Source organism: Kocuria sp. ChxB (assembly GCF_044359605.1).
In the GTDB taxonomy this organism is placed as follows: Bacteria; Actinomycetota; Actinomycetes; order Actinomycetales; family Micrococcaceae; genus Kocuria; species Kocuria rhizophila.
On sequence record NZ_CP121123.1, the window covers coordinates 1,889,387 to 1,911,643 of the forward strand.

Here is a 22,257-nt window from a genome sequence, read left to right on the forward strand (position 1 = left end):
GGGTCAGTCCTCCCACTGCAGGTCGTCCAGCGCGTCCAGGATGCGCTCGGAACTCGGGATGTGGTGGTGCTCGAAGGACGGCGAGGGGTAGGGGATGTCGAATCCCGTGACCCGCAGCACCGGCGCGGCGAGCGAGTGGAAGCAGCGCTCCTGGGTGCGTGCGGCGATCTCCGAGGCCACGGACGCGAAGCCCTGGGACTCGGCCACCACCACGGCGCGCCCGGTGCGGCGCACGGAGGCGGCCACGGTCTCGTCGTCGTAGGGGACCACGGAGCCGAGGTCGATGACCTCCACGGACATCCCGTCCTTCGCGGCATCCTCGGCCGCGGCCAGGCACACCGGCACGGACGGGCCGTAGGAGATCAGGGTTGCGTCGGATCCCTCACGGGCGATGACGGCGTGGCCCTCGCGCGTGGGCAGGTTCCCGTTCTCGTACTGCTCGCGCAGCTCCTCCAGGTCCACCTGCGCGGTGGACCAGTAGAGCCGCTTGGGCTCGAAGAACACCACGGGGTCCGGGGAGTCGATGGCCTCGCGCAGCATCACGTACGCGTCCGTCACGGACGCCGGGGTGAAGACCTTCAGCCCGGGGGTGTGCGCGTAGTAGGACTCGGAGGAGTCGCAGTGGTGCTCCACGCCGCCCACGCCGCCGCCGTAGGGGATGCGGATGACCAGGGGCATGCTCAGCTTGCCCCGGGTGCGGTTGTGCATCTTGGCCACGTGGGAGGCCACCTGCTCGAACGCGGGGTACGCGAATGCGTCGAACTGCATCTCGGCCACGGGGCGCATGCCGTTCATGGCCATGCCCACCGCGGTGCCGATGATCCCGGACTCCGCGAGCGGCGTGTCGAAGCAGCGCTCGCGGCCGAAGCGCGCGGTCAGGCCGTCGGTGATGCGGAAGACGCCACCGAGGGTGCCCACGTCCTCACCGAAGACCACGACCTCCCGGGAGGCCTCCATGGCGTCCGCGAGTGCGGTGTTCAGCGCCTTGGCGAAACTGGTTTTCGAAGCGCTCATCACGCCTCCTCTCGGGAGAGCTCGTCCGCGAGCTGGGCGCCCTGCTCGCGCAGCTGGGTGGTGGGTTCGTGGTACACGAAGCGGAACAGGTCCTGCGGGTCCAGCTCCGGCTTGGAGGACATCGCCTCGCGCAGCCGCTTGGCCATGGCCTCGGCGTGCTCGGAGATCTTGCCGGTGACGTCCTCGTCCAGCGCGCCCTGGTCCTGAAGGTAGCGCTGCATGCGGGTGATCGGGTCCTTGGCCACCCACTCGCTGACCTCGTCGCGCTCGCGGTAGCGGGTGTCGTCGTCCGCGTTGGTGTGCGCCTGCATGCGGTAGGTCATGGCCTCCACGAGCAGCGGGCCGCCGCCCTGGCGGCACAGCTCGATGCCACGCCCCAGGACGGAGAGCATGGCCGCGAGGTCGTTACCGTCCACGCGCTCACTGGCCATGCCGTAGCCCACGCCCTTGTGGGCCAGGGACGGCGCGCGGGTCTGCGAGGACAGCGGCACGGAGATCGCGTAGCCGTTGTTCTGCACCAGGAACAGCACGGGCAGCTGGAACACGGCGGCGAAGTTCAGGGCCTCGTGGAAGTCCCCCTCCGACGTCGCCCCGTCACCGCACATGGCCAGCGTCACCGTGTTCTCGCCGCGCAGCTTGGCGGCGTGGGCCACGCCCACGGCGTGCAGCAGCTGTGTGGTGAGCGGGGTGGCCTGGATGGAGACCTTGTACTGCTTGGGGTCGTAGCCGCCGTGCCAGTCACCGCGGTAGGTGCTCATGACCTCCAGCGGATCCACACCGCGGGACATCACGGCCACGGAGTCGCGATAGGTGGGGAACAGCCAGTCGTCGTCCTCGAGGCACAGGGCGGCGGCCACCTGGCACGCCTCCTGGCCGTGGCTGGACGGGTACACGGCCATGCGGCCCTGGCGCACCAGCGCCATGTTCTGGTCGTTGATGCGACGGCCCACCACGAGCTTCTCGTAGGCGTTGAGCAACCGCTCGGTGTCCGGCATGGGGTACTCGTGGCCGGGCTCCTGGCCCTGCTCGGACTCGGGGACGGCGGTGCCGTCCGGGTTGAGCAGACGGATCTCCTTGCTGGCGGGCAGCATGTACTGCTCGGGCGTGATCCCGAAGTTCTTGGAGGCCTCCACCGCCGGATTCACGGGCGGGGTGGGCTCCCGGGTGGCGGACTCGCCACCGGCGGGGATGGGCTCGCTCATGGTGCGTCCCTTTCTTCTCTGGGTGGAACTCGGTGGTGCCGCGACGGCCGCGGGCAGGATCGAGCGGCAACGCGTCGGACACGTCGTCCGGTCAGTATGGGCAATCGGGGCACTCCGTCTCCACACCGGGGGGAATCCGTGGACGGTAGACTCCCCGAAGGGGTTTCCCGTGGACGAATTGCTCGTGAGTGACGGGCGCCATGCGGAAATGTCTTGCACGTCACACTCGTCACGTCCGAGCCACGCGGCCGCACTGTCGGCGCGGTGGGTGGACCGGCGGCGGGCCGACGCGAGCGGCCCCGGGAACGGGTGGTGCGGCGTCGTCGGCGGGTGCTGCGGCGCGGGCCGCGGAAGGGGCGACGGCGCAGGGTGCCGCCCGGCGGCGTCGCCGTGACAGGGCAGGGTCCGCAGACGGCGGGAAAGGTGGAGCGGGTGGCGCAGAGCAAGCGCGTGGAACTGGACGAGACGGACCGGCGGATCCTGGACGAGCTCACGCGGGACGCGCGGCAGTCCGTGACCGCGCTCGCGGCCACGGTGCACATCTCCCGCGCCCACGCGTACGAGCGCATCCGCCGGCTGCACGAGCAGGGCGTGGTGCTGCGCTACACCGCGGTGATCGACCCCGCCAAGGCGGGCCTGGAGGCCTCCGCCTACGTGACGCTGCGCCTGAAGCAGAACACGTGGGACACCCTGGGGCCCAAGCTGCGCCGCATCCCGCAGGTGCAGCACGTGGCGCTCGTGGGTGGCACGTTCGACGTGATGCTGCTCGTGCGCGCCCGGGGCACGGGGGAGCTGCGGGACGTGATCTTCGAGCGCATCCAGCCCATGCCCGAGGTGGTGGACACCCAGACGTTCCTGATCTTCGAGGACGTGGACGTGGGTGGCTGAGCCCGGGGGTGTCTCGCCCTGAGCGGAGTCCGTGGCCCAGCCCCTCAGCACGCTGACATACTGGCACCGACAACGGCGGTGCGGCACCGCCTCCGGGTCACCCACCCGGCCACGACACGGACGATGCGGGGACGACACATGAGTGAGAACGCACGGCTGGCACTCGTCACGGGCGCCACGGGCTACATCGGCGGCCAGGTGGCCCAGGAGCTGCTGCGCCGCGGCTGGCGGGTGCGCCTGCTGAGCCGCAGCGCCGAGAAGGTCCGCAACCTGCCCTGGGGGGACAGCGTCGTCGCCGAGGGCCGCTCCGCCGGCCCCGGTGAGGCCGAGGTGGTGGAGGGCAATGCCTCCGAGGCCGCGGACGTCGCACGCGCCCTGCAGGACGTGGACGTCGCGTGGTACCTGCTGCACTCCATGGGGGACTCGGACGACTTCGTGCGCGAGGAAGTGGAGATGGCCGAGACCTTCGGCACCGCCGCGCACGACGCCCACGTGCAGCGCATCGTGTACCTGGGCGGGCTGCACCCGGACGACGAGCCCGTGGACCAGCTCTCCGACCACCTGCGCTCCCGCGTGGAGGTGGGCCGGGCGCTCATGGACTCCGGGGTGCCCACCGCGGCACTGCAGACCGGCGTGGTGATCGGGGACGAGTCCTCGTCCTTCATCATGATCCGCCACCTCGCGGAGCGGCTGCCCGGTGCCATCGCCCCCCGGTGGGTGCGCAACCGCATCCAGCCCATTGCCGTGGCGGACGTGGTGCACTACCTGGTGGGAGCGGCGGACCTGCCCGCGGACGTGAACCGCACGTTCGACGTGGGCGGGCCCGAGGCCATCGAGTACGCGGACATGCTGGACCAGTACTCCCGCGCCGTGGGCAAGGGCCCGCGGTTCATGATCACCGCCCCCGTGACCACCGCGGAGCTCGCGGCCAACTGGATCGGGCTCGTGACACCCATCGACACCAAGCTGGCCCGGCCCCTGGTGGGCAGCCTGCAGCACGACACCGTGATCCACGAGCGGGACCTGGACGACTACATCGGGGCACCCCCGGGCGGGCACACCCCCTTCGCGGACGCGGTGCGCGCCGCGGTCACGGACCTGGACCTCAACCGCTGGCGGCGGGTCTTCCTCTCGACCTCGGCGGCCGTCGCGGCCACGGCAGTGGTGGGCACGCTCGCGAGCGACCCCGGGTCGACGTGGTACGAGAAGCTGCGCAAGCCGCGCTTCCAGCCCCCGGGCTGGGCGTTCCCCGTGGCGTGGACCGCGCTCTACGCGGACATCGCCGCCATGGGTTCGCTGTCCATCGCGGACCTGGGGGAGGAGGGCCGCACGGACGAGCAGCGGGCCTACATCGCCGCGCTCGGCGTGAACCTGGCGCTCAACGCCGGGTGGAGCATCCTGTTCTTCCACCGCAAGAAGCTGCGGGCCGCGGCCGTGGAGTCCGTGCTGCTCGCGGTGAGCAGCGCGGACCTGGTGCGCCGCAGCGCCAAGGTGTCCCCGGAGAAGGGTGTGGTCCTGAGTCCCTACGCCGGGTGGACCGCGTTCGCCTCCGTGCTCTCCACCACCATCAGCGTGCTGAACCCGCGCCGCAAGTAGCCCGCGGCCCGGTCTGCCGCGCGGCCCGCACGGGCCCGGGCAGTCCCGGGCGGCGGGTCTCGAACATCCCCGACGGATCGCACCGCCGGGCGGAAAGGAACCTCGGTGACGGAACATCGGGTCAGCCCCTACGGGGACACCACGGCGGCCACGCGCAAGCGCACGGTCTGGGTGGTCATCGGCACCGGCCTGGTCGCGGCCGCGTGCCTCGCGTGGTCGCTGCGCATTCCCGCGGGAGACCCGTGGTTCTACCCCGCCACCTTCATCCTGGCCGGCGTGTACATCGCGGGCAGCTCGATCGCGATCCGCATGACGGGCGAACGCCTGCCCTGGCGGGTCACCCCGCGGGGCATGCGGGACGCGGTGGTGGGGGGTGTGGTGCTCGCGGTGGTGTTCATCGCCGGCGGTTTCATGGTCCGCTTCATCCCGTTCCTGAGCGAACCGGTGCACGAGCTGCTCAACCACGCCCGGGTGGGAAGCCTGGTCATGGTGGCCCTCACCACCGCGGTCAACGGTGTGGCCGAAGAGGTCTACTACCGCGGGGCGCTCTGGCGGATCCTGCCACGGGGCCGGCGGATCCTCGTGACCACCATCGCCTACACAGCCGTGACCTCGCTCGCGGGCATCCCGCTGCTCGCCCTCGCGGCCGCCGCGCTCGGTGCGTTCGTGGGCTACCTGCGCGAGCGCACCCGCTCGCTCGTCCCCGGCATCGTCACGCACCTGATCTGGTCCCTGACCATGCTCTTCGTGCTGCCCTACGTGGTCTGAGCCACCACGACGCCGCACGTCCGGGGGCCGCGCTCGCGGCCGGTCTGCGGTGGGTGCGGCCCTCGCCCCTCCCAACGCACGGTGGGACCCGCCCCGCGCCGGGACCGCGCCTGGCCGATCGAGGTGGCCCGGCGGCGTCGTCCCCGGGGCGTGGTGCGGGGCGGCCGCGCTCAGGCGGGGCGGGTGAAGGCCAACCACATGGTGGGGATGACCTGCTGGGCGCCGCGCCCCGTGCCGCCCATGGCCATGTGGTCCGTGAGCTGGCCGGAGTAGCTGGTGAGCAGCATGCGGGCCACGTCCCCCGGGGGCACGGTGAACTCGAGGTGCTGGGTGGCGGCCACCCGCACGAGCGCCTGCTCGATGGCCCGGTACACCCGCTCCCGGATGGGGGCCATGCGCTCGCGCACCTCCGGCGAGCGGAACGCCGCGATGGACAGCTCCACCCGCAGGGCCTGCTGGTTCACGTTCGCCACCTGGTCCGTGACGCCCTCGATGATGCGGGTCACCACCTGGTCCACGTCCAGGCCCGAGCCCAGCCAGTGGTCCAGCTGCGACCCCAGGGTCTCCTCCAGCTGGGCTGCGAGGTCGTCGAACGCGAGGATTGCGAGCTCCCGCTTGGACTCGAAGTTGGAGTAGAAGGCCCCGCGCGTGAACCCGGCGGCCGCGCACAGGTCGTTCACGGAGGCGCCGTCGATGCCCTGCTGGGCGAACACGGCCGGGGCGGAGCGGATCAGTTTGAGCCGCGTAGCACTGCGGGAACGTCTGTCCGGCGCGGCCTCGGGTGTGGCAGTGTCACTCCCGAGGGGCTGCCCGCCCCTCCCGAGACCGGCAGTGGGTGCGGCGGGTTCTTCTGTCTGGTTGCTCACGTGTCCCTCGGTTCGTCTTCCCTTCTCGATACATCAGTGTATCGTGTTCACGAATCCCAATACATTCGTGTATCCCCCTGTGCCAGGAGAAACCGGTGACACCCAAACACGCACCCGCCCACTCGTTCCGGGCCCGACTCGGCCGGCCGTTCGGCCAGTTCGGGTTCTGGCTGCTGCCCATGCTCGCCATCATCGCGGTGGGGGTGATCGGCACCGCCCTGTACCTGGGCGGGCTGTCCAGCCCCGACAAGAACTTCAAGGAGTTCCCCATTGCCGTGATCAACCAGGACAAGGGCGCTGAGGTGCCCCAGGCCAACGGCAAGACCACCCAGGAGAACCTGGGCACGGACCTCGTGAGCGAGTTCGTGGACAAGGCCGCGGAGGACGACAAGATCGACCTGCGCGAGCTGAGCATGGACGAGGCCAAGGAGCAGCTGGACCGCGGTGAGCTCTACGCGGCCGTGGTGGTCCCCGAGAGCTTCTCCGAGGACACCGTGAGCCTGATCGAGGGCTCCCTCACCGAGGGCAACGCCGCCCGCCCCGAGGTCACGGTCTACACCGATCCGCAGGCCGGCTCCCTGGGCACTCGACTGGCCACGGGCGCCGTCGAGCCCGGGGTGCAGGAGGCCAGCAAGGCGCTCGGCGAGCAGCTCACGGAGTCCGTGGCTCCCGCCGAGGACGCGGCCTACAACATGGTGCTGCAGCAGCTGCAGCAGAGCCAGAAGCAGCAGTCCGAGCAGCTCTCCCGCCAGGCCGCCCAGGGTGGCCCCGAGGTGCAGCAGTTCGCGCAGCAGGTGCAGAAGTCCCAGGAGGGCTCCGCCGAGCAGATCGCCAAGGAACTCGCCCCCACCGTCAGCTCGGTGGCCAAGGACACCCTCAAGGACCCCGTGAACATGGTGTCCAAGGCCTACAACGACCTCCCGGACGGCACCGCCCTGGGCATGAGCGCGTTCTACTACTCCATCCTGCTCCTGGTGGTGGGCTTCTCCGGCTCCGTGGCGCTGAACCTGCTCATGGACGGCCGGATGGGCATGGCGCCCTTCGAGATGGGCCCCTTCTTCAAGGACTACCCCCGCGCGGTGCTGCCCCGTCCGGTGGGCTTCCTCATGAAGTGGCTGACCTTCGTGGTGGCCGCCCTGCCCGCGTCCGCGCTGATGATGTGGGTGGCCTCCGCCGTGGGCATGCCCGTGCCCCACGGCTTCCTGGTGTTCCTGCTCGGGTGGCTCGCGATGTCCACGGTCTCCGCGATCGTGCTGGCACTGATCTCCGTGGGCGGCAGCGTGGGCATGCTCCTGTGCCTCGTGTACCTGGTGTTCATGGGCCTGCCCTCCGCGGGCGCCGTGGTGCCGCTCGAGGCCGTGCCGGGCTTCTTCCGGGCCATCGCCCCGTTCGAGCCGCTGCACCACATCTTCACGTCCGTGCGCTCCGCGCTGTTCTTCGACGCGATCCCGGAGGCGGGCCTGACCACGGGCGTGATCGGGCTGTCCATCATGCTGGTGGTCGCCCTCCTGGTGGGTCTGCTCGGCGGCTGGGCGTACGACAAGCGGGTGGGGCTGCGCGGTGCCGACGGCCCGGCCAAGCACAGTGCCGACGCCGCGGTGGCCCCCTCGGAGAAACCCCTCCCCAAGAGTGCGGATAACCCCTCCGTCCCGATCGGTGCGTCAGAATAGGCTGGGAGCACACACAGGACGTCGGCCACGCAGGCCCTTGCAACGACACCGATGGAGACCAGATGAGCAACGAACCGCAGCAGCCGCGCCCCGACTACCGTTCCGGAGCCACCGGTGGCGAGCATGCTTCGGCCCCGCGTGAGCCGGGTTCGGCCGACGCCCGCGGCGCCGGCGAGCAGGGTTGGACGCAGCACCAGGGCCAGCAGGGGTACATTCCGAACCAGGGTGCCCCGCGCTACTCGCAGCCGCAGGGCGGACAGCCGCAGGGCGAGCCCCGCTACGCGCAGAACCCCGGCGGCCAGGGGCGGCCCCAGGGTGATCCCCGCTACGCGCAGAACGCCGGGGGCGCTCCGTACGCACCGCACCAGGGGTACGCGCAGAACCCCGGTGGCTACCAGGGCGACCCCCGCTACGCCCAGCAGCCGGGCGGGTACCCCGCGGGCGCCCGCGGCCCTCAGGACGACGAGAAGACCGTGGCGGTGCTGACCCACCTGTCCAGCCCGATCGCCGCGATCATCTCCGTGGGCTGGCTGAGCTTCCTGGGTCCGCTGATCGTCTGGTTCATCTACAAGGACAAGAGCCCGTTCCTGCGCCAGGCCGCGGCGGGGGCGTTCAACTTCAACGTGTCCCTGTGGCTGCTCAACCTGATCGGCTGGATCTGCGTGTTCACGGTGGTGCTGTCCCCGCTCGGCTTCCTGCTGATCGCGGCGTACTGGATCATGCTGTTCGTGTTCCACATCATCGCGGCGGTCAAGGCCGGGGGCGGCAAGGCCTACCGGTACCCCATGCAGCTGCCCATCCTGCGCTGATCCCACCGCGCCGCCCGCTCCGAGCGCCCGCGGCCCGTTCCCCTCGAACCGCCCGGGGAAGCCTCATGGCTTCCCCGGGCGGTTCGTGCGTGTGGTGGGTCTGGCACTGGGCAGATTGTTGAACAACCTGTAGTGTGCAGTGGTCAGCCGCCGTGTGGCTCTGCTCACACCGACCCAGGGATGGATCCATGGCCTCTGCCTCACCACAGCCGCACGACCCCGTGCCGCACGACTCCGCGCCCCACCGCGACTCCGTGTCGCACCCCGACCTCGAGACGACGGCCCCGGGTGCCATGGCCGCGCAGGGTGCCCCCAAGAACTCCGGTCACCGCAGCGCCCTGCTGGGTGCCATGTTCCTCATGGCCACCAGCGCGATCGGCCCGGGATTCATCACCCAGACCACGGTGTTCACGGTGCAGCTGGGCGCCGCGTTCGCCTTTGCGATCCTGGTGTCCATCCTGGTGGACATCGCCGTGCAGCTGAACGTGTGGCGGGTCATCGGCGTCTCGGGCATGCGGGCCCAGGAGCTGGCCAACCAGGTGCTCCCCGGAGCCGGGTACGTCCTGGCCGCGCTCGTTTTCCTCGGTGGTGCGGTGTTCAACATCGGCAACATCGCGGGAACCGGGCTGGGACTCAATGCCATGCTGGGCATGGATCCCAAGCTCGGCGGGGCCATCTCGGCCGTGATCGCCATCCTGGTCTTCCTGTCCAAGCGCGCGGGCCTCGCCCTGGACCGGATCGTGGTGGCGCTGGGCGCCGTCATGATCCTCATGATGCTGTACGTGGCCATCGTGGCGGCACCCCCGGTGGGTGAGGCGCTCAAGAACACCGTGATGCCGGGGGAAGTGGACTTCCTGGTCATCACCACGCTCATCGGCGGCACCGTGGGCGGGTACATCACGTACTCCGGCGCCCACCGCATGATCGACTCCGGCGTCACCGGAGTGGACAGCGTCCGTGAGATCACCCGCACGTCCGTGCTGGGCATCCTGGTCACGTGCGTCATGCGCGTTCTGCTGTTCCTGGCGATCTTCGGGGTGGTCGCGAGCGGCGTGGCGCTGGCCGGGGACAACATGGCCGCGGACGCCTTCCGGGCCGCCGCCGGGGAAATCGGCGTGCGGATCTTCGGAGTGGTGCTCTGGGCCGCCGCCCTGACCTCCGTGATCGGCGCCGCGTTCACCTCCATCTCCTTCGTCACCTCCTCCACGGGCAGCCCCCGCACGCGCAACCTGCTCACGGTGGGCTTCATCCTGGCGTGCGGAGTGATCTACCTGGTGCTGGGCCAGGCCCCGCAGACGCTGCTGGTCTTCGCGGGCGCGTTCAACGGCCTCATCCTCCCGTTCGGCTTCGCGATCCTGCTGTGGGTGGGCTGGCGCCGCCGGGACCTGCTGCAGGGCTACCGCTATCCCGGGTGGCTGCTGGTCGTGGGTCTGATCGCGTGGGTGCTCTCCGTGTTCCTCGCCGTCAACTCCCTGGCCGGGCTCTCCAAGCTCTGGGCCTGAGACCCCCGGACAGGACAGGGCGCGCACTGATGGAGACCACGCTGACCCCCGCCCAGGCTCGGGAGCGCTTCCGAGCGGGACTCGTGCGCCCCACCGCGGGCATGGCCCCGGGCCACGCCCAGGCGAACCTCGTGATCGTGCCGCGGGAGCTGGCGTTCGACGTGCTGCTCTTCGCGCAGCGCAACCCCAAGCCGTGCCCCGTGCTGGGTGTCCTGGACGCGGGGGAGACCACGGGTCCGTTGCTGGCCGGCGGGGACATTCGCACGGACGTGCCGCAGTACGTGGTCTACGAGAACGGCGTGGAGGTGGACCGCCCCACGGACATCACCCCGTACTGGCGGGAGGACCTGGTCACGCTCATGCTGGGCTGCTCGTTCACGTTCGAGGACGCGCTGCAGGCGCACGGCATCCGCCTGGCCCACATCGACCAGGGTGCCAACGTCCCGATGTACCGCACCTCGCGGCGTTGCGAGCCGGCGGGGCGGCTGTCCGGGCCGCTCGTGGTGTCCATGCGGCCGGTCCCGGCGGCACAGGTGGCGGACGCCGTGCGGATCACCTCCCGCTACCCGGCCGTCCACGGCGCGCCCGTGCAGGTGGGGAACCCCGGGGCGCTGGGGATCGCGGACCTGGGGTCACCGGACTTCGGCGACGCCGTGCGGATCGCCCCCGGCGAGCTCCCCGTGTTCTGGGCGTGCGGGGTCACTCCGCAGGCTGCGGTGATGGAGTCGGCTCCGCCGTTCGCGATCACCCACGCCCCGGGTCACATGCTCGTCACCGACGCCCGGGACGCCGACTACCAGGTGCCCTGACGGGGCGCGGAGGCGAGGGGACCGTGCCCTGGCTCACCCCCGGGGTGGTCCACTCTGCGGGGCACATCTCTGCGGGGCACACCGACAGCAGCCCCGACCGGCGGTGTCGCGGGGTTCTCCGGTGACGCCCGCGGCGGGTCGTCGGAGGACCTGGCCGGCCGACCTCACCCGAGCCGGGTGAGGATCTCGTCCCGCGCCGCGCCCAGGGAGTCCCGCAGCAGCTCTGCCGCGTGGCTCCGGTGGCCGGACTCCAGCGCGGCGAGCACCTCGGCGTTGCGCACGGCGTAGCGCGCGTGGAACTCCCGGTCCTCGAGCATCGCGTGGAACACCAGGCGCATTCTGGCCAGGGCACGGTCCATGTCCCGGAGCAGCGCGGGCGACCCCGCGGCTTCCACGAGGCACCGGTGGAACCGCTGGTTCGCGTCCGCCATGCCGGCCACGTCCGCGCCGTCCCGCGCCGTCAGGGCCGCGGCGACGATCGAGCGGAGGCGCGTCAGCAGCCCCGCGTCCACGGTTCCCCACAGCACCGCCCCGGACTCGAGGATGCCCCGAGCGGCATAGAGGTCCCGGACGTCCTCTGCGGTGGGTTGCGCCACGAACACGCCCCGGTGGGGGATCCGCAGCACCAGACCCTCCGCCGCGAGCATGGCGAAGCACTCCCGCAGGGTGTTGCGGGAGATCCCGAGCTCGGCGGCCACGGCGTGCTCGGACAGTTTGGCACCCGGAGACAGCGCGCCGTCGGCGATCAGGGCCCGCAGCCGGGCGGCGGCGTGGGCGCCGGCCTGGGCCTCCTCCTGCGGCTCGGGCGCGGCGGACGGGCCGCTCACGCGATCTCCGCGATCTTCTGACCCGTGCGCACGGCGTCGCCCTCGGACACGTCTCCACGGCGGAGGGTTCCGGCGCGGTGGGCCTTCACGGGGGTCTCCATCTTCATGGCTTCCACCACCAGCACGGGCTGACCCTCCGTGACCTCCTCACCGTCCTGCGCGAGCCACGTGACCACCGTGCCGTTCATGGGCGCGGTCACGGCTGTCTCGTTCTGCGCGTCCGACGCCGGTGCCGCACCGTCCTGCCCCGGCTCGCCCTGAACCCCGGCGGCGCCGCGGACCAGGGCCTGGGCAAGGCGCGCGGGCAGACCCACCCGCACTGCGCGCCCGTCCACCTCGAGCGTGAACGTGGTGCGCTGGGCGGCTTCGGGATCGAGGTGGGGGGAGGTCTCGAGGTCCTGCGTGAACTCGTCCTCGATCCAGGTGGTGTAGACGCCCAGCTGATCGGGGGAGGTGAACGCGGGCTCGTCCAGCACGGCGCGGTGGAAGGGCACCACGGTGGGCAGCCCGCGGATCGAGAGCTCGCGCAGGGCGGCGCGGGAGCGCACCACGGCCTGGGCCCGGTCCTCGCCCCACACGATGAGCTTGGCCAGCAGCGAGTCGTACTCGGCGGGGACCACGGAGCCGGAGCGCACACCGGTGTCCACGCGCACCCCCGCGCCCGTGGGGGCCTCGAACGCCTCAACGGTGCCCGGGGTGGGCAGGAAGCCCAGGGCGGGGTCCTCCGCGTTGAGCCGGAACTCGATCGCGTGGCCATGCGGGGCGGGGTCCTCGGTGGTGCTCAGCGGCAGGCCCTCCGCGACTCGGAACTGCTCACGCACCAGGTCCACTCCGGCGGTCGCCTCGGTCACGGGGTGCTCCACCTGAAGGCGCGTGTTGACCTCCAGGAAGGAGATCAGCCCGTCCGGTGCCACGAGGTACTCCACCGTGCCAGCGCCGGTGTAGCCGGCCTCGCGGCAGATGGCCCGGGCGGACTCGTGCAGCGTGGTGCGCTGCTCGTCCGTGAGGAACGGCGCCGGGGCCTCCTCCACGAGCTTCTGGTGACGGCGCTGCAGCGAGCAGTCGCGCGTGCCCATGACCACCACGTTGCCGTGGGTGTCCGCCACCACCTGGGCCTCCACGTGGCGCGGGCGGTCCAGGAACCGCTCCACGAAGCACTCCCCGCGTCCGAACGCGGTGGTGGCCTCGCGCACGGCGGCGTCGAACGCGGACTCCACGTCCGCGAGCTCCCGGGCGATGCGCATGCCGCGTCCGCCCCCGCCGAAGGCCGCCTTGATGGCGATCGGCAGGCCGTGCTCCTCCGCGAACGCGCGGGCCTCGGCGGCGTCGGCCACGGGACCGTCCGTGCCCGGGACCAGCGGGGCGCCCGCTCGCACGGCGATCTCCCGCGCGGTGACCTTGTTGCCGAGCGCCTCGATCACGTCCGCGGTCGGGCCGATCCACGTGAGGCCGGCGGCCACGACGGCGCGCGCGAAGTCCGCGTTCTCAGAGAGGAACCCGTACCCCGGGTGCACGGCGTCGGCCCCGCAGCGTTCCGCCACGGCCAGCACGGCGGGGATGCTGAGGTAGGTGTCGGCGGAGGCGGAGCCGGGGAGGGCATATGCTTCGTCGGCCATGTGGACGTGCATCGCGTCCGCGTCCGGCTCGGAGTACACGGCCACCGAGCTGAGCCCGGCGTCCGAGCAAGCGCGCGCCACGCGCACGGCGATCTCCCCGCGGTTGGCGATCAGAACCTTCTTCATGCGGTGTCTCCTGACGTGGGCTGCTCCGCGGGGACGGTCGCGGTGGGGGTGGGCGTCGTTGCGGATTGCGGCATCCCGCGCTCGGTCGTGTGGGATGCAGAGGCGGTGCTGGGTGCCAGTGCCGCCCCGTGGGTCGGTCCGCCCTCCGGTGGCCTCGTCGCCCGTTCCCGGATGCCGCGAATGCCCGCTGGGGGCGTCGAGGTGGGACGGGTGCGCTGCATCATCCCGTGGTTCTGCGCACCGCCTTGGGGGCTCGAGAGCGCCGCGTCCCCGGGTGGGCGTGTGACCGGGTGGAACCGCACCGCAGAACCGGGGAGCAGCTGCGCCGCGAGCGGCAGGTCCTGCGGCAGCACCACCGCGATCACGGGATAGCCCCCGGTCACGGGGTGATCCGCGAGGAAGAGCACCGGCACACCGGAGTGGGGCACCTGCAGGGAACCGGCCACCACGCCCTCGCTGGCCAGTTCGTCCTCTCGGCTACGCGCGAGACCGCCCTCCGGTGGTGTCTCGAAGCGCACGCCCACGCGGTTGGAGTCACTGCTGACACGCCACGTCCGCTCGCGCAGCGCGGAGAGGGCCTCGGGGCTGAACCAGTCCTCACGGGGGCCCGGGAGCACGCGGAGCACGGTGGTCTCCGCCGCGGTGGGAACGTGCACCGCCGGTTCCTCGGGGTGGCCCACGGCTCGGCCCGGCGCGGCCGGGCGCACCGGCAGCACGTCACCAGCGGCCAGGGGAGCGGGCCCGATCCCGGACATCACGTCCGTGGCACGGCTGCCGAGCACCGGGGTCGTGTCGAGACCTCCGGAGACCGCGAGGTAGCTGCGCAGCCCCGCGCTCGGGGTGTCCAGGGTGAGCTGCTCGCCGTCGTACAGGGCGAACGGCGTGCAGAACGGGGCGGCGCGCTCGGTCTCCCCGCCGGTGATCCGGGCGCCCACGGGCGCCCCGGTCAGGGCGAGCACGTGGTGGCCCCGGGCCGTGAGTTGCAACCCGCCCATCGTGACCTCGAGGACCGCGTTTGAGCTGGCATTGCCCACGATCCGGTTGGCCTGCATCGCGGAGGCGCGGTCCGCCGCACCGGAGGCCACCACGCCCAGGTCCCCCAGTCCGGGGCGGCCCAGGTCCTGGATCAGGGTCTGCATCCCGGGGTTCTCGACCACCAGGGCGTGCCCACCGTCGTCAGCGAGGGAGCCATCCGCCGCGCTGATGGGTTGCAGACCGTCGGCGTGCTCACGGCCGGACGTGTCGCGGCCCGGGCCCGCGGTGTCCTGGCCCGGGCCGTCCCCCGACTGAACGGCGGGAGCCGAGTCCCCGGGAAGCTGCGGGCCGCCGCGCGGGTCCGGGGCGGCGTCGTCGGCCAGCGTCACGAGCTCGCGCACGGCCCGGTAGCGCACGGTGTCCCCAGGGCGGATCAGCGCGGGGGAGTCCCGGTGGGTGTCCCACAGGACGGCGTCCGTGCGCCCGATCAGCTGCCACCCGCCCGGTGAGCGCTGGGGGTAGATCGCGGAGAAGACGCCCGCGAGCGCCACGGACCCCGCGGGCACGGCGGTGCGGGGGGTGTCCCGGCGGGGGACGTCCAGGGGGTTGCCCGGTGCGCTGAGGTACGCGAAGCCGGGGGCGAAGCCGCCGAACGCGGCGGTCCACTCCGTGCCGGTGTGGGTGTCCACCACGCCCTGCTCGCTGAGCCCGGTGAGCCGGGCGACCTCGGCGAGGTCGGCGCCGTCGTAGACCACGGGGATCTCCACGGTCTTGCCCCCGGCCTCCCGCTTCTCGCGGGGTTGGGCGGTGGCGACACCGCTCGCGGCCCTCCGCGCCGACCGTGCGTCCGTGAAGGTCACCAGCACGGTGCGGGCGGCGGCAGTCACGTCCGTCTGCCCGGCGAACGGGTGCGCGGTGAGGTGCGCGTGCCAGCGCACGACGTCGGCGAGCTCGCCGCAGTCGAGCAGGAACGCGTGGGTTCCGGCCCAGCGCAGCTCCGGGGCCGGGCGGACCTCGGCGGACGAGGAGGGAACCGTTCCCGTCGTGCCAGGGCGGCCCGTCTGCTGGGCGCCCGGTCCCTGCGCGGCGCGGGGTGTCTGCCGGGGGCGGGGCGCGCTCATGCGAAGGACCGGACGGTGATCCCGGCGCGGTCGAGGCCCGCGCGGACCTCGGCGGCCATCGCGGCGGCGCCGGGGGTGTCCCCGTGCACGCAGATGCTCTCCGCGTGGATCCGCACGGTGGAGCCGTCCACCGCGGTGAGCGTGCCGTCCTCGGCCAGGCGCACCATGCGCTCGGTGACCTGGGCGGCGTCGTGCAGCACCGCACCCGGGTCCCGCCGGGAGACCAGCGTGGCCTCGGGGGTGTAGCCGCGGTCCGCGAACGCCTCCGGCACGGCGCGCAGCCCGGCTTTCTCCGCCGTGCGCAGGGCCACGGAGCCGGGCAGCAGGAGGAGGGGGAGGTCCCCGCCGAAGGCCTTCACGGCGTCCACCACGGCCTGGGCGTGGGCCTCGTGGTGCACGATCGTGTTGTAGAGGGCGCCGTGGGGCTTGACGTAGCGCACGGTGGTGCCCGCGGCGCGGGCCACGGCCTCGAGCGCGCCCATCTGGTACAGGACGTCGTCCGCGAGCTCGGTGGGAGAGCAGTCCAGGAAGCGGCGCCCGAAGCCCGCGAGGTCCCGGTAGGCCACGTGCGCTCCCACGGTGACCCCGGCGGCCACGGCGTCCCGGCAGGTCTGCGCCATCACGGAGGGATCTCCGGCGTGGAAGCCGCAGGCCACGTTGGCGCTGGAGACGGAGCGGAAGATGGCGGCGTCGTCCCCCATGCCCCATGCGCCGAACGACTCGCCCATGTCGCTGTTCAGATCCATGACCGTCATGCGTGACCTCCGTCTCATCGGGTGTGACCCCCCAGCATGCCCGATGGGCCGCAGATTGTTCAACAATCCACCCCGGAATATTTCTCCGGGGCGCCGAATTACAGAGGTAGTTCAAATTTGAAGCACCAGGGCGGGGGACGGTCCCGCCGCGAAGGAGGCAGGCGCCATGCAACTCGGAGTCTTCACCATCGGGGACGTCACCCGGGACCCCACCACGGGCCGGACCCCCACCGAGAACGAGCGCATCAAGGCCACGGTGGCCATGGCCCGCAAGGCCGAGGAGCTGGGGATGGACGTGTTCGCCACCGGCCAGCACCACAACCCGCCGTTCGTGGCCCCCGCGAACCCGCCCGTGCTCATGGCGGCGGTTGCGGCGCAGACCGAGTGGATCCAGCTGTCCACGGCCACCACGCTGATCACCACCACGGACCCGGTGCGGATCGCGGAGGACTACGCGTACGTCCAGCACCTCGCGGACGGCCGCGTGGACCTCACCATGGGACGCGGCAACACCGGCCCGGTCTACCCGTGGTTCGGCAAGGACATCCGTCAGGGCATCCCGCTGGCCGTGGAGAACTACCAGCTGCTGCACCGGCTGTGGCGCGAGGAGGGCGTGAACTTCTCCGGGCGCTTCCGCACACCGCTGCAGGGCTTCACGTCCACTCCGCGGCCCCTGGACGACGTCCCGCCGTTCGTGTGGCACGGCTCCATCCGCTCCCCGGAGATCCCGGAGCAGGCGGCGTTCTACGGGGACGGGTTCTTCCACAACAACATCTTCTGGAACAAGGAGCACACCGAGCGCATGGTGGCGTTCTACCGCCAGCGCTACGAGTACTACGGCCACGGCTCCGCGGACCAGGCGATCGTGGGCCTGGGTGGGCAGGTGTTCATGGCCAGGAACTCGCAGGATGCGGTGCGCCGGTTCCGGCCGTACTTCGACAACGCGCCGGTGTACGGCCACGGGCCCTCGCTGGAGTCCTTCATGGAGCAGACGCCGCTGACCGTGGGCTCGCCCCAGCAGGTCATCGAGCGCACCCTCTCCTTCCGGGAGTACGCGGGCGACTACCAGCGCCAGCTGTTCCTGGTGGACCACGCGGGCCTGCCGCTCAAGGACGTCCTGGAGCAGATGGACTTCCTGGGAGAGGAGGTCTTCCCTGTGCTGCGCAAGGAGTTCGACGCCGCCCGGCCGGCCCACGTGCCGGAGGCCCCCACCCACGCGTCCCTCGTGGCGCGCCGCGCGGCGGGGGAGGATCCTGTCCCGGGCGGCGGGCCGGACTCGCAGGCGGCCAGGGACCGGGCAGCCAAGGACCGGGCCGCCAAGGATCGCGCGGCCGCGGAGGAGGCGGCGTCCCGTCAGGGCACCGGTGGCACGCAGGACCCCACGGCGTAGCGCGGGCCACCGGGGCAGACCTCGAGGGGGGCCCGCCCTGCGGAGGGCGGGCCCCGGGCGGTGAGGACGTGCAGCACAGAGAAGTCAGGAGAGACATCATGACCGAACACTTGAAGATCACCGTGGTGACCGCGGGCCTGTCCGAGGACGCGTCCACCACGCGCCTGGCGCGGGCGATCGCGCGGGCCACGAGCGGCGTCGTCGCCCGCGGTGGTGGGGAGCCCGAGGTGCGCGTGGTGGCCCTGCGGGAGATCGCCCACGGGATCACGGACGCCATGCTGACCGGGACGGCTCCCGCCGCGGTGCAGGACGCGCTGGACGCCGTGCTCGCCGCGGACGGGCTGATCGCGGCCACGCCCACCTACAAGGCGAGCTACTCCGGGCTGTTCAAGGCGTTCTTCGACCTCTTCGACGAGGGCGCCCTGGAGAACCTGCCCACCGTGGTGGCCGCTACCGGCGGCTCCCCGCGGCACTCGCTGGTCCTGGACACCGCCCTGCGCCCGCTGTTCAGCCACCTCAAGGCGCTCACCCTGCCCATCGGGGTGTACGCGGCCACCGAGGACTGGGCGGACGCGTCCCTGCAGGCGCGCATCGAGCGGGCCGGGGCGGCGCTCGCCGGCATGCTCGGAGCCGGGGCGCCGGGGCACGACGCCGCCGGGCCGGGTCCCGCGGACGGCACCGGATCCGGGGCCACGGGGGACGGCGGCTCCGCCGCGGACGATGCCTCCACGGAGTCCGTGGGGGCCCGGCGGAACGCGCCGTCGCGCCCGGATCGTTCCGCGCGGGACGAGTTCGCCGCGGTGCCGAACTTCGAGGACCTGCTGGCGGCGGTGCGAGGATGAGCTCCATGCCCTCAGAAGCACGCCGTCCCGAGGACCGCTCCGAGCCGACCGCCGCGGGGTCGACCACCGGCGCGGAAGGGGCCGATCGCTGGGACACGTGGCGGCTCTACTTCGAGACCACGGCGCGGCTGACGTCCCGGGTGGAGGAGCGGCTCAAGGCACAGGGCTGCTCGCTCATGGAGTACCAGCTGCTCCTGCTGCTCCACGAGGCTCCCGGGCGCTGCCTGCGCATGGGTGAGCTGGCCCGCCGGATGGTGTTCTCGCCGTCGCGGCTGAACTACCAGGTCAAGGTGCTGGGCGAGCGGGGCTGGGTGCAGCGGCGTCGTGCGCCCGGTGACGGCCGCGGTTGGGAAGCCGCGCTGACCGTCGAGGGCGCACAGGCGTTCCGGCGCCTGCGCCCGGACCACGCGCGGGACGTGGAGGAGCTCTTCTTCGCCGCGCTCACGCAGGACGACGTCGCCCGGCTGGGAGACATCATGGCTCGCCTGGCGCGAGGGCTGGGGGAGGGGCGGAGCGCTCCGGAACGTCGGTAGTGCGGGCGCGGCGCAGCACCACGGGCGGCGCGGTCACCGTGGACGGGTGCCGGTGTGGCGGCGGTCAGCCGATCCAGTAGCGGCGGGTGGGGCGGTCGTTCCCGTCCTGGACCACGTTCTCCAGCACCCCACCGCAGGCCTCGATCGTCGCGGCGGAGGCCGCGTTGTCGTCGGCGCACGTGACGAGCACCCGCTCCACACCGGCCGCACTCAGGCGCTGCACCGACTGCCGCAGGATCTCCGTGGCGTACCCGCGCCGCCGGAACGCGGGGCCCACGCCGTATCCCACGTGCCCGCCCACGCGGCGCAGGTGGTCGTTGAGCTCGTAGCGGATGGAGGTTCGGCCCACGATCTCGCCATCCACCTCCGCGAGAAGGTACTCCGCTCGGACGAACCCCGGGGCCAGGTCCTCTCCCTGGGACGCGCGGTCCACGGCCGCCAGGACCTCGGGCCACGTCCCCTCGTCCAGGACGAACGAGAAGTCGTCGCGCAGCAGCTGCTCGTGCAGTGCGCGGACCGCAGACTCGTCCTCGGGGGTGGGCTCTCGCAGCGTGAGCGTCATGGCCCCATGGTGGCACGCTCGCTCCTGGTGCCCCGCCGGTGGTCGTGGCACACTTCCGGTGTCGAGATCCCCCGGCAGTCCCCACCACGGCAGGGAGAGCACCGTGAGCGAAACACCGCAGACGACGACGCCCGCACCCGGCAGCGCGCCCGGTGCCGCGGCGTCGGCCCCTGAGCAGACCCCCGAGCTGCCCGGCGGCGTGGTCCACGATCTTCCTGCGGACCTCGCCGAGGCCCTGCTGACGGAGCCGGAGACCGCCGAGCTGTGGCGCGGGCTGACGCCCCTGGGCCGCAACGAGTTCGTGTGCTGGGTGGAGGACGCCAAGAAGCCCGAGACCCGCGCCCGCCGCATCCGCCGCACGGGCGAGGAGATGCACGAGGGCAAGCGCCGCCCGTGCTGCTGGCCCGGCTGCAAGCACCGGGAGCGCACCGGGCGCTGACACCGGGGCGTCCGTTCCGGCGGCCCCCGTTGTGGTTCAGGCGCGAGAGGCCGCCGGGTCCGAGTGGGTCCTGCGTCGCACACTCTGCCCGCTGACCAGCGGTGATGCCGTTCCAGGCGGGCGCGCGGGCGGCGTCGTCCCCGCCTGGGCGGCACTGCCGAGGGGCTGACGAATGGCGCGAAATGGTGAGCCGCACGACACGATCGGGCGGCGCAGCGCTTAGGCTTCCTCTGTGCACCTCGCGGGTCCTGTGCGGAGTGCGTCATCCTCGCAACCGAGAAAAGGTGTACATCCATGGCCTCGCACCCTTCCGACACCCAGCCTTCCGGCGGGCCGGAGACGCGCGCCCAGTTCGTGGCCGAGCAGGAGGGGTACAGCAAGGGGCTCACCACGCGGCAGATCAACATGATCGCGATCGGCAGCTCGATCGGCACGGGTCTGTTCCTGGGTGCCGGTGGCGGGCTGGCCTCGGCCGGTCCCGCCCTGTTCATCCTCTACGCGGTGGCCGGGTTCTTCGGCTACCTGATCCTGCGGCAGCTCGGCGAACTGGTGATGCACCGGCCGTCCTCCGGCTCCTTCGTGTCCTACACCCGTGAGTTCTACGGGGAGAAGAGCGCGTACTTCGTGGGGTGGATGTACTGGCTCTCCTGGGCCTCCACCACGGTGGTGGACGCCACCGCCATGGCCATCTACGTCAAGTGGTTCGGGCAGTACAGCCAGTTCATCGCGGACCTGCCGCAGTGGCTGCTGGCCGCGGTGGTGCTCGTGGTGGTCATGGCCACCAACCTGATCTCCGTGAAGGTCTTCGGGGAGATGGAGTTCTGGTTCGCGGTGGTGAAGGTCTCCGCGCTGGTGGTGTTCCTGATCGTGGGCATCTGCTTCGTGCTCTTCGGGACCCCCACGGGCGCACCCACCGGGTTCTCCCTGATCAGCGAGAACGGGGGCTTCCTCCCCAACGGTCTGCTGCCCGCGCTCGTGGTCTCGCAGGGTGTGGTCTTCGCGTACTCGGGCATCGAGCTCGTGGGCATCACCGCGGGTGAGACCAAGGACCCGCGCAAGACCATTCCCAAGGCGATCAACACGGTGATCCTGCGCATCGCGCTGTTCTACGTGGGCTCCGTCCTGCTGCTCACGCTGCTGCTGCCCTACACGGCGTACTCCGCGGACGAGTCCCCGTTCGTCACGTTCTTCGACTCCATCGGGATCCAGGGCATCGCGCCCATCATGCAGCTCGTGGTCATCACCGCGGCGCTGTCCTCCCTCAACGCGGGGCTCTACTCCACGGGGCGCATCGTGCACTCCATGGCCATGGCCGGCTCCGCGCCCAGATTCACCGGCAAAATGACGCGCTCGGGTGTTCCCGCGGGCGGCATTCTGCTCACGGTGGGCGTGGGAGCGCTCGGTGTGATCCTCAACTACTACGTCCCGGAGGACGCCTTCAGCATCGTGCTGAACATCTCCGCGATCGGCATCCTGGTGGGCTGGGCGGCCATCACGCTCCCGCACCAGAAGTTCGTGCGCCTCGCCCGGCAGGGCCACTACGAGCGTCCGGCCTACCGCTCACCGTTCGCGCCCTGGACCAACTGGCTCACCATGGTGTTCCTGGTGGGCGTGCTGGTCCTCGTGGCCTTCGACTACCCGCTGGGCACCCTCACGGTCGCCTCGATGGCGCTCGTGATCCCCATCCTGATCGTCGGCTGGTTCATGGTGCGCAAGCGCGTGCGGGCCATCGCGGCCGAGCGCGAGGGCTACACGGGCGCGTTCCCCGTGGTCGTGGGGACTCCGGGTGCGGAGAGCGAGCGACGCCGCGCCGCCCGTCGTACCGAGCGCCCCGGGGACGTGGACCGGCAGTAGCCGCCCCGTCCCCCTCGTCCGAGGACGCCGCCCAGTCCTCCGCGGTCGACGACGCCGCCCCGGCCGCTCCGGGGCGGCGTCGCCATCCGTGGG

The 22,257-nt window shown here is 71.9% G+C and carries 20 protein-coding genes; 12 read left to right on the top strand and 8 right to left on the bottom strand.

Going from position 1 to position 22,257, the window contains the following annotated elements; all coding sequences use genetic code 11:
• Positions 1-3: 3 nt before the first annotated feature.
• Complete coding sequence (locus tag P8S73_RS08415; protein ID WP_019310790.1) at positions 4-1,014, bottom strand: alpha-ketoacid dehydrogenase subunit beta; 1,011 nt, start codon at positions 1,012-1,014, stop codon at positions 4-6.
• On the bottom strand, positions 1,014-2,216 hold the full coding sequence (locus P8S73_RS08420; protein WP_019310789.1) for a thiamine pyrophosphate-dependent dehydrogenase E1 component subunit alpha: 1,203 nt from the start codon (positions 2,214-2,216) through the stop codon (positions 1,014-1,016). The genes P8S73_RS08415 and P8S73_RS08420 overlap by 1 nt, the downstream gene beginning before the upstream one ends.
• A gap of 432 nt (positions 2,217-2,648) precedes the next feature.
• On the opposite strand from P8S73_RS08420, the gene P8S73_RS08425 reads away from it, so the two are divergent.
• The 3 genes from P8S73_RS08425 (at position 2,649) to P8S73_RS08435 (ending at position 5,468) form a co-directional block, all read left to right on the top strand.
• Positions 2,649-3,104, top strand: a complete 456-nt coding sequence (locus P8S73_RS08425) for an Lrp/AsnC family transcriptional regulator (RefSeq protein ID WP_019310788.1) — start codon at positions 2,649-2,651, stop codon at positions 3,102-3,104.
• Between the two features lie 138 nt (positions 3,105-3,242).
• Positions 3,243-4,700: a tryptophan-rich sensory protein gene (locus tag P8S73_RS08430; RefSeq protein ID WP_019310787.1), complete on the top strand. Its 1,458-nt coding sequence runs from the start codon at positions 3,243-3,245 to the stop codon at positions 4,698-4,700.
• Positions 4,701-4,805: 105 nt separating this feature from the next.
• Positions 4,806-5,468, top strand: a complete 663-nt coding sequence (locus tag P8S73_RS08435; RefSeq protein ID WP_059281568.1) for a CPBP family intramembrane glutamic endopeptidase — start codon at positions 4,806-4,808, stop codon at positions 5,466-5,468.
• A gap of 170 nt (positions 5,469-5,638) precedes the next feature.
• Here P8S73_RS08435 and P8S73_RS08440 read toward each other — a convergent pair whose 3' ends face one another.
• Positions 5,639-6,181, bottom strand: a complete 543-nt coding sequence (locus P8S73_RS08440) for a TetR/AcrR family transcriptional regulator (protein ID WP_396350335.1) — start codon at positions 6,179-6,181, stop codon at positions 5,639-5,641.
• 248 nt (positions 6,182-6,429) lie between these two features.
• Between P8S73_RS08440 and P8S73_RS08445 the strand changes: the two genes are divergently transcribed.
• From P8S73_RS08445 to P8S73_RS08460, 4 genes are all read left to right on the top strand, one after another.
• A complete protein-coding gene (locus tag P8S73_RS08445; protein WP_039102116.1) occupies positions 6,430-8,004 on the top strand; it encodes a DUF3533 domain-containing protein in 1,575 nt (524 codons plus the stop codon).
• Positions 8,005-8,066: 62 nt separating this feature from the next.
• Positions 8,067-8,813, top strand: coding sequence for a DUF4870 domain-containing protein (locus P8S73_RS08450; RefSeq protein WP_082019331.1), 747 nt, complete (start codon positions 8,067-8,069; stop codon positions 8,811-8,813).
• Between the two features lie 293 nt (positions 8,814-9,106).
• Entirely contained in the window at positions 9,107-10,315 is a 1,209-nt protein-coding gene (locus tag P8S73_RS08455) for an NRAMP family divalent metal transporter (protein WP_039102135.1), read from the top strand.
• Positions 10,316-10,344: 29 nt separating this feature from the next.
• Positions 10,345-11,124 carry a putative hydro-lyase gene (locus P8S73_RS08460; RefSeq protein WP_019310781.1) on the top strand — a complete coding sequence of 260 codons (780 nt, stop codon included), beginning with the start codon at positions 10,345-10,347 and terminating at the stop codon, positions 11,122-11,124.
• A gap of 164 nt (positions 11,125-11,288) precedes the next feature.
• On the opposite strand, the gene P8S73_RS08465 is transcribed toward P8S73_RS08460, so the two are convergent.
• Genes P8S73_RS08465 through P8S73_RS08480 form a run of 4 tightly spaced genes read right to left on the bottom strand, consistent with a single transcriptional unit; the run spans position 11,289 to position 16,544 of the window.
• Positions 11,289-11,951: a GntR family transcriptional regulator gene (locus P8S73_RS08465; RefSeq protein ID WP_396350336.1), complete on the bottom strand. Its 663-nt coding sequence runs from the start codon at positions 11,949-11,951 to the stop codon at positions 11,289-11,291.
• A complete protein-coding gene (locus P8S73_RS08470; RefSeq protein WP_396350337.1) occupies positions 11,948-13,693 on the bottom strand; it encodes an acetyl/propionyl/methylcrotonyl-CoA carboxylase subunit alpha in 1,746 nt (581 codons plus the stop codon). Before P8S73_RS08470 ends, P8S73_RS08465 begins: the two co-directional genes overlap by 4 nt.
• Complete coding sequence (locus P8S73_RS08475) at positions 13,690-15,789, bottom strand: 5-oxoprolinase/urea amidolyase family protein (protein ID WP_396350338.1); 2,100 nt, start codon at positions 15,787-15,789, stop codon at positions 13,690-13,692. Before P8S73_RS08475 ends, P8S73_RS08470 begins: the two co-directional genes overlap by 4 nt.
• Positions 15,786-16,544: a LamB/YcsF family protein gene (locus tag P8S73_RS08480; protein WP_039102120.1), complete on the bottom strand. Its 759-nt coding sequence runs from the start codon at positions 16,542-16,544 to the stop codon at positions 15,786-15,788. Before P8S73_RS08480 ends, P8S73_RS08475 begins: the two co-directional genes overlap by 4 nt.
• A gap of 166 nt (positions 16,545-16,710) precedes the next feature.
• Between P8S73_RS08480 and P8S73_RS08485 the strand changes: the two genes are divergently transcribed.
• The 3 genes from P8S73_RS08485 (at position 16,711) to P8S73_RS08495 (ending at position 19,309) form a co-directional block, all read left to right on the top strand.
• Positions 16,711-17,934 (top strand): LLM class flavin-dependent oxidoreductase, encoded by a 1,224-nt coding sequence (locus P8S73_RS08485; protein ID WP_396350339.1) that lies wholly within the window; start codon positions 16,711-16,713, stop codon positions 17,932-17,934.
• A gap of 98 nt (positions 17,935-18,032) precedes the next feature.
• Complete coding sequence (locus P8S73_RS08490; RefSeq protein ID WP_144802618.1) at positions 18,033-18,776, top strand: CE1759 family FMN reductase; 744 nt, start codon at positions 18,033-18,035, stop codon at positions 18,774-18,776.
• A gap of 5 nt (positions 18,777-18,781) precedes the next feature.
• On the top strand, positions 18,782-19,309 hold the full coding sequence (locus P8S73_RS08495) for a MarR family winged helix-turn-helix transcriptional regulator (protein WP_257745142.1): 528 nt from the start codon (positions 18,782-18,784) through the stop codon (positions 19,307-19,309).
• A 64-nt stretch (positions 19,310-19,373) separates the two neighbouring features.
• On the opposite strand, the gene P8S73_RS08500 is transcribed toward P8S73_RS08495, so the two are convergent.
• Positions 19,374-19,871 carry a GNAT family N-acetyltransferase gene (locus tag P8S73_RS08500; RefSeq protein ID WP_144802623.1) on the bottom strand — a complete coding sequence of 166 codons (498 nt, stop codon included), beginning with the start codon at positions 19,869-19,871 and terminating at the stop codon, positions 19,374-19,376.
• 103 nt (positions 19,872-19,974) lie between these two features.
• Here P8S73_RS08500 and P8S73_RS08505 point away from each other — a divergent pair, with 103 nt between their 5' ends.
• Both P8S73_RS08505 and P8S73_RS08510 read left to right on the top strand, forming a co-directional pair.
• Positions 19,975-20,310 carry a YdeI/OmpD-associated family protein gene (locus tag P8S73_RS08505; RefSeq protein ID WP_135010648.1) on the top strand — a complete coding sequence of 112 codons (336 nt, stop codon included), beginning with the start codon at positions 19,975-19,977 and terminating at the stop codon, positions 20,308-20,310.
• Between the two features lie 294 nt (positions 20,311-20,604).
• Positions 20,605-22,164, top strand: coding sequence for an amino acid permease (locus P8S73_RS08510; protein WP_208547083.1), 1,560 nt, complete (start codon positions 20,605-20,607; stop codon positions 22,162-22,164).
• The last annotated feature ends 93 nt before the right edge of the window (positions 22,165-22,257 follow it).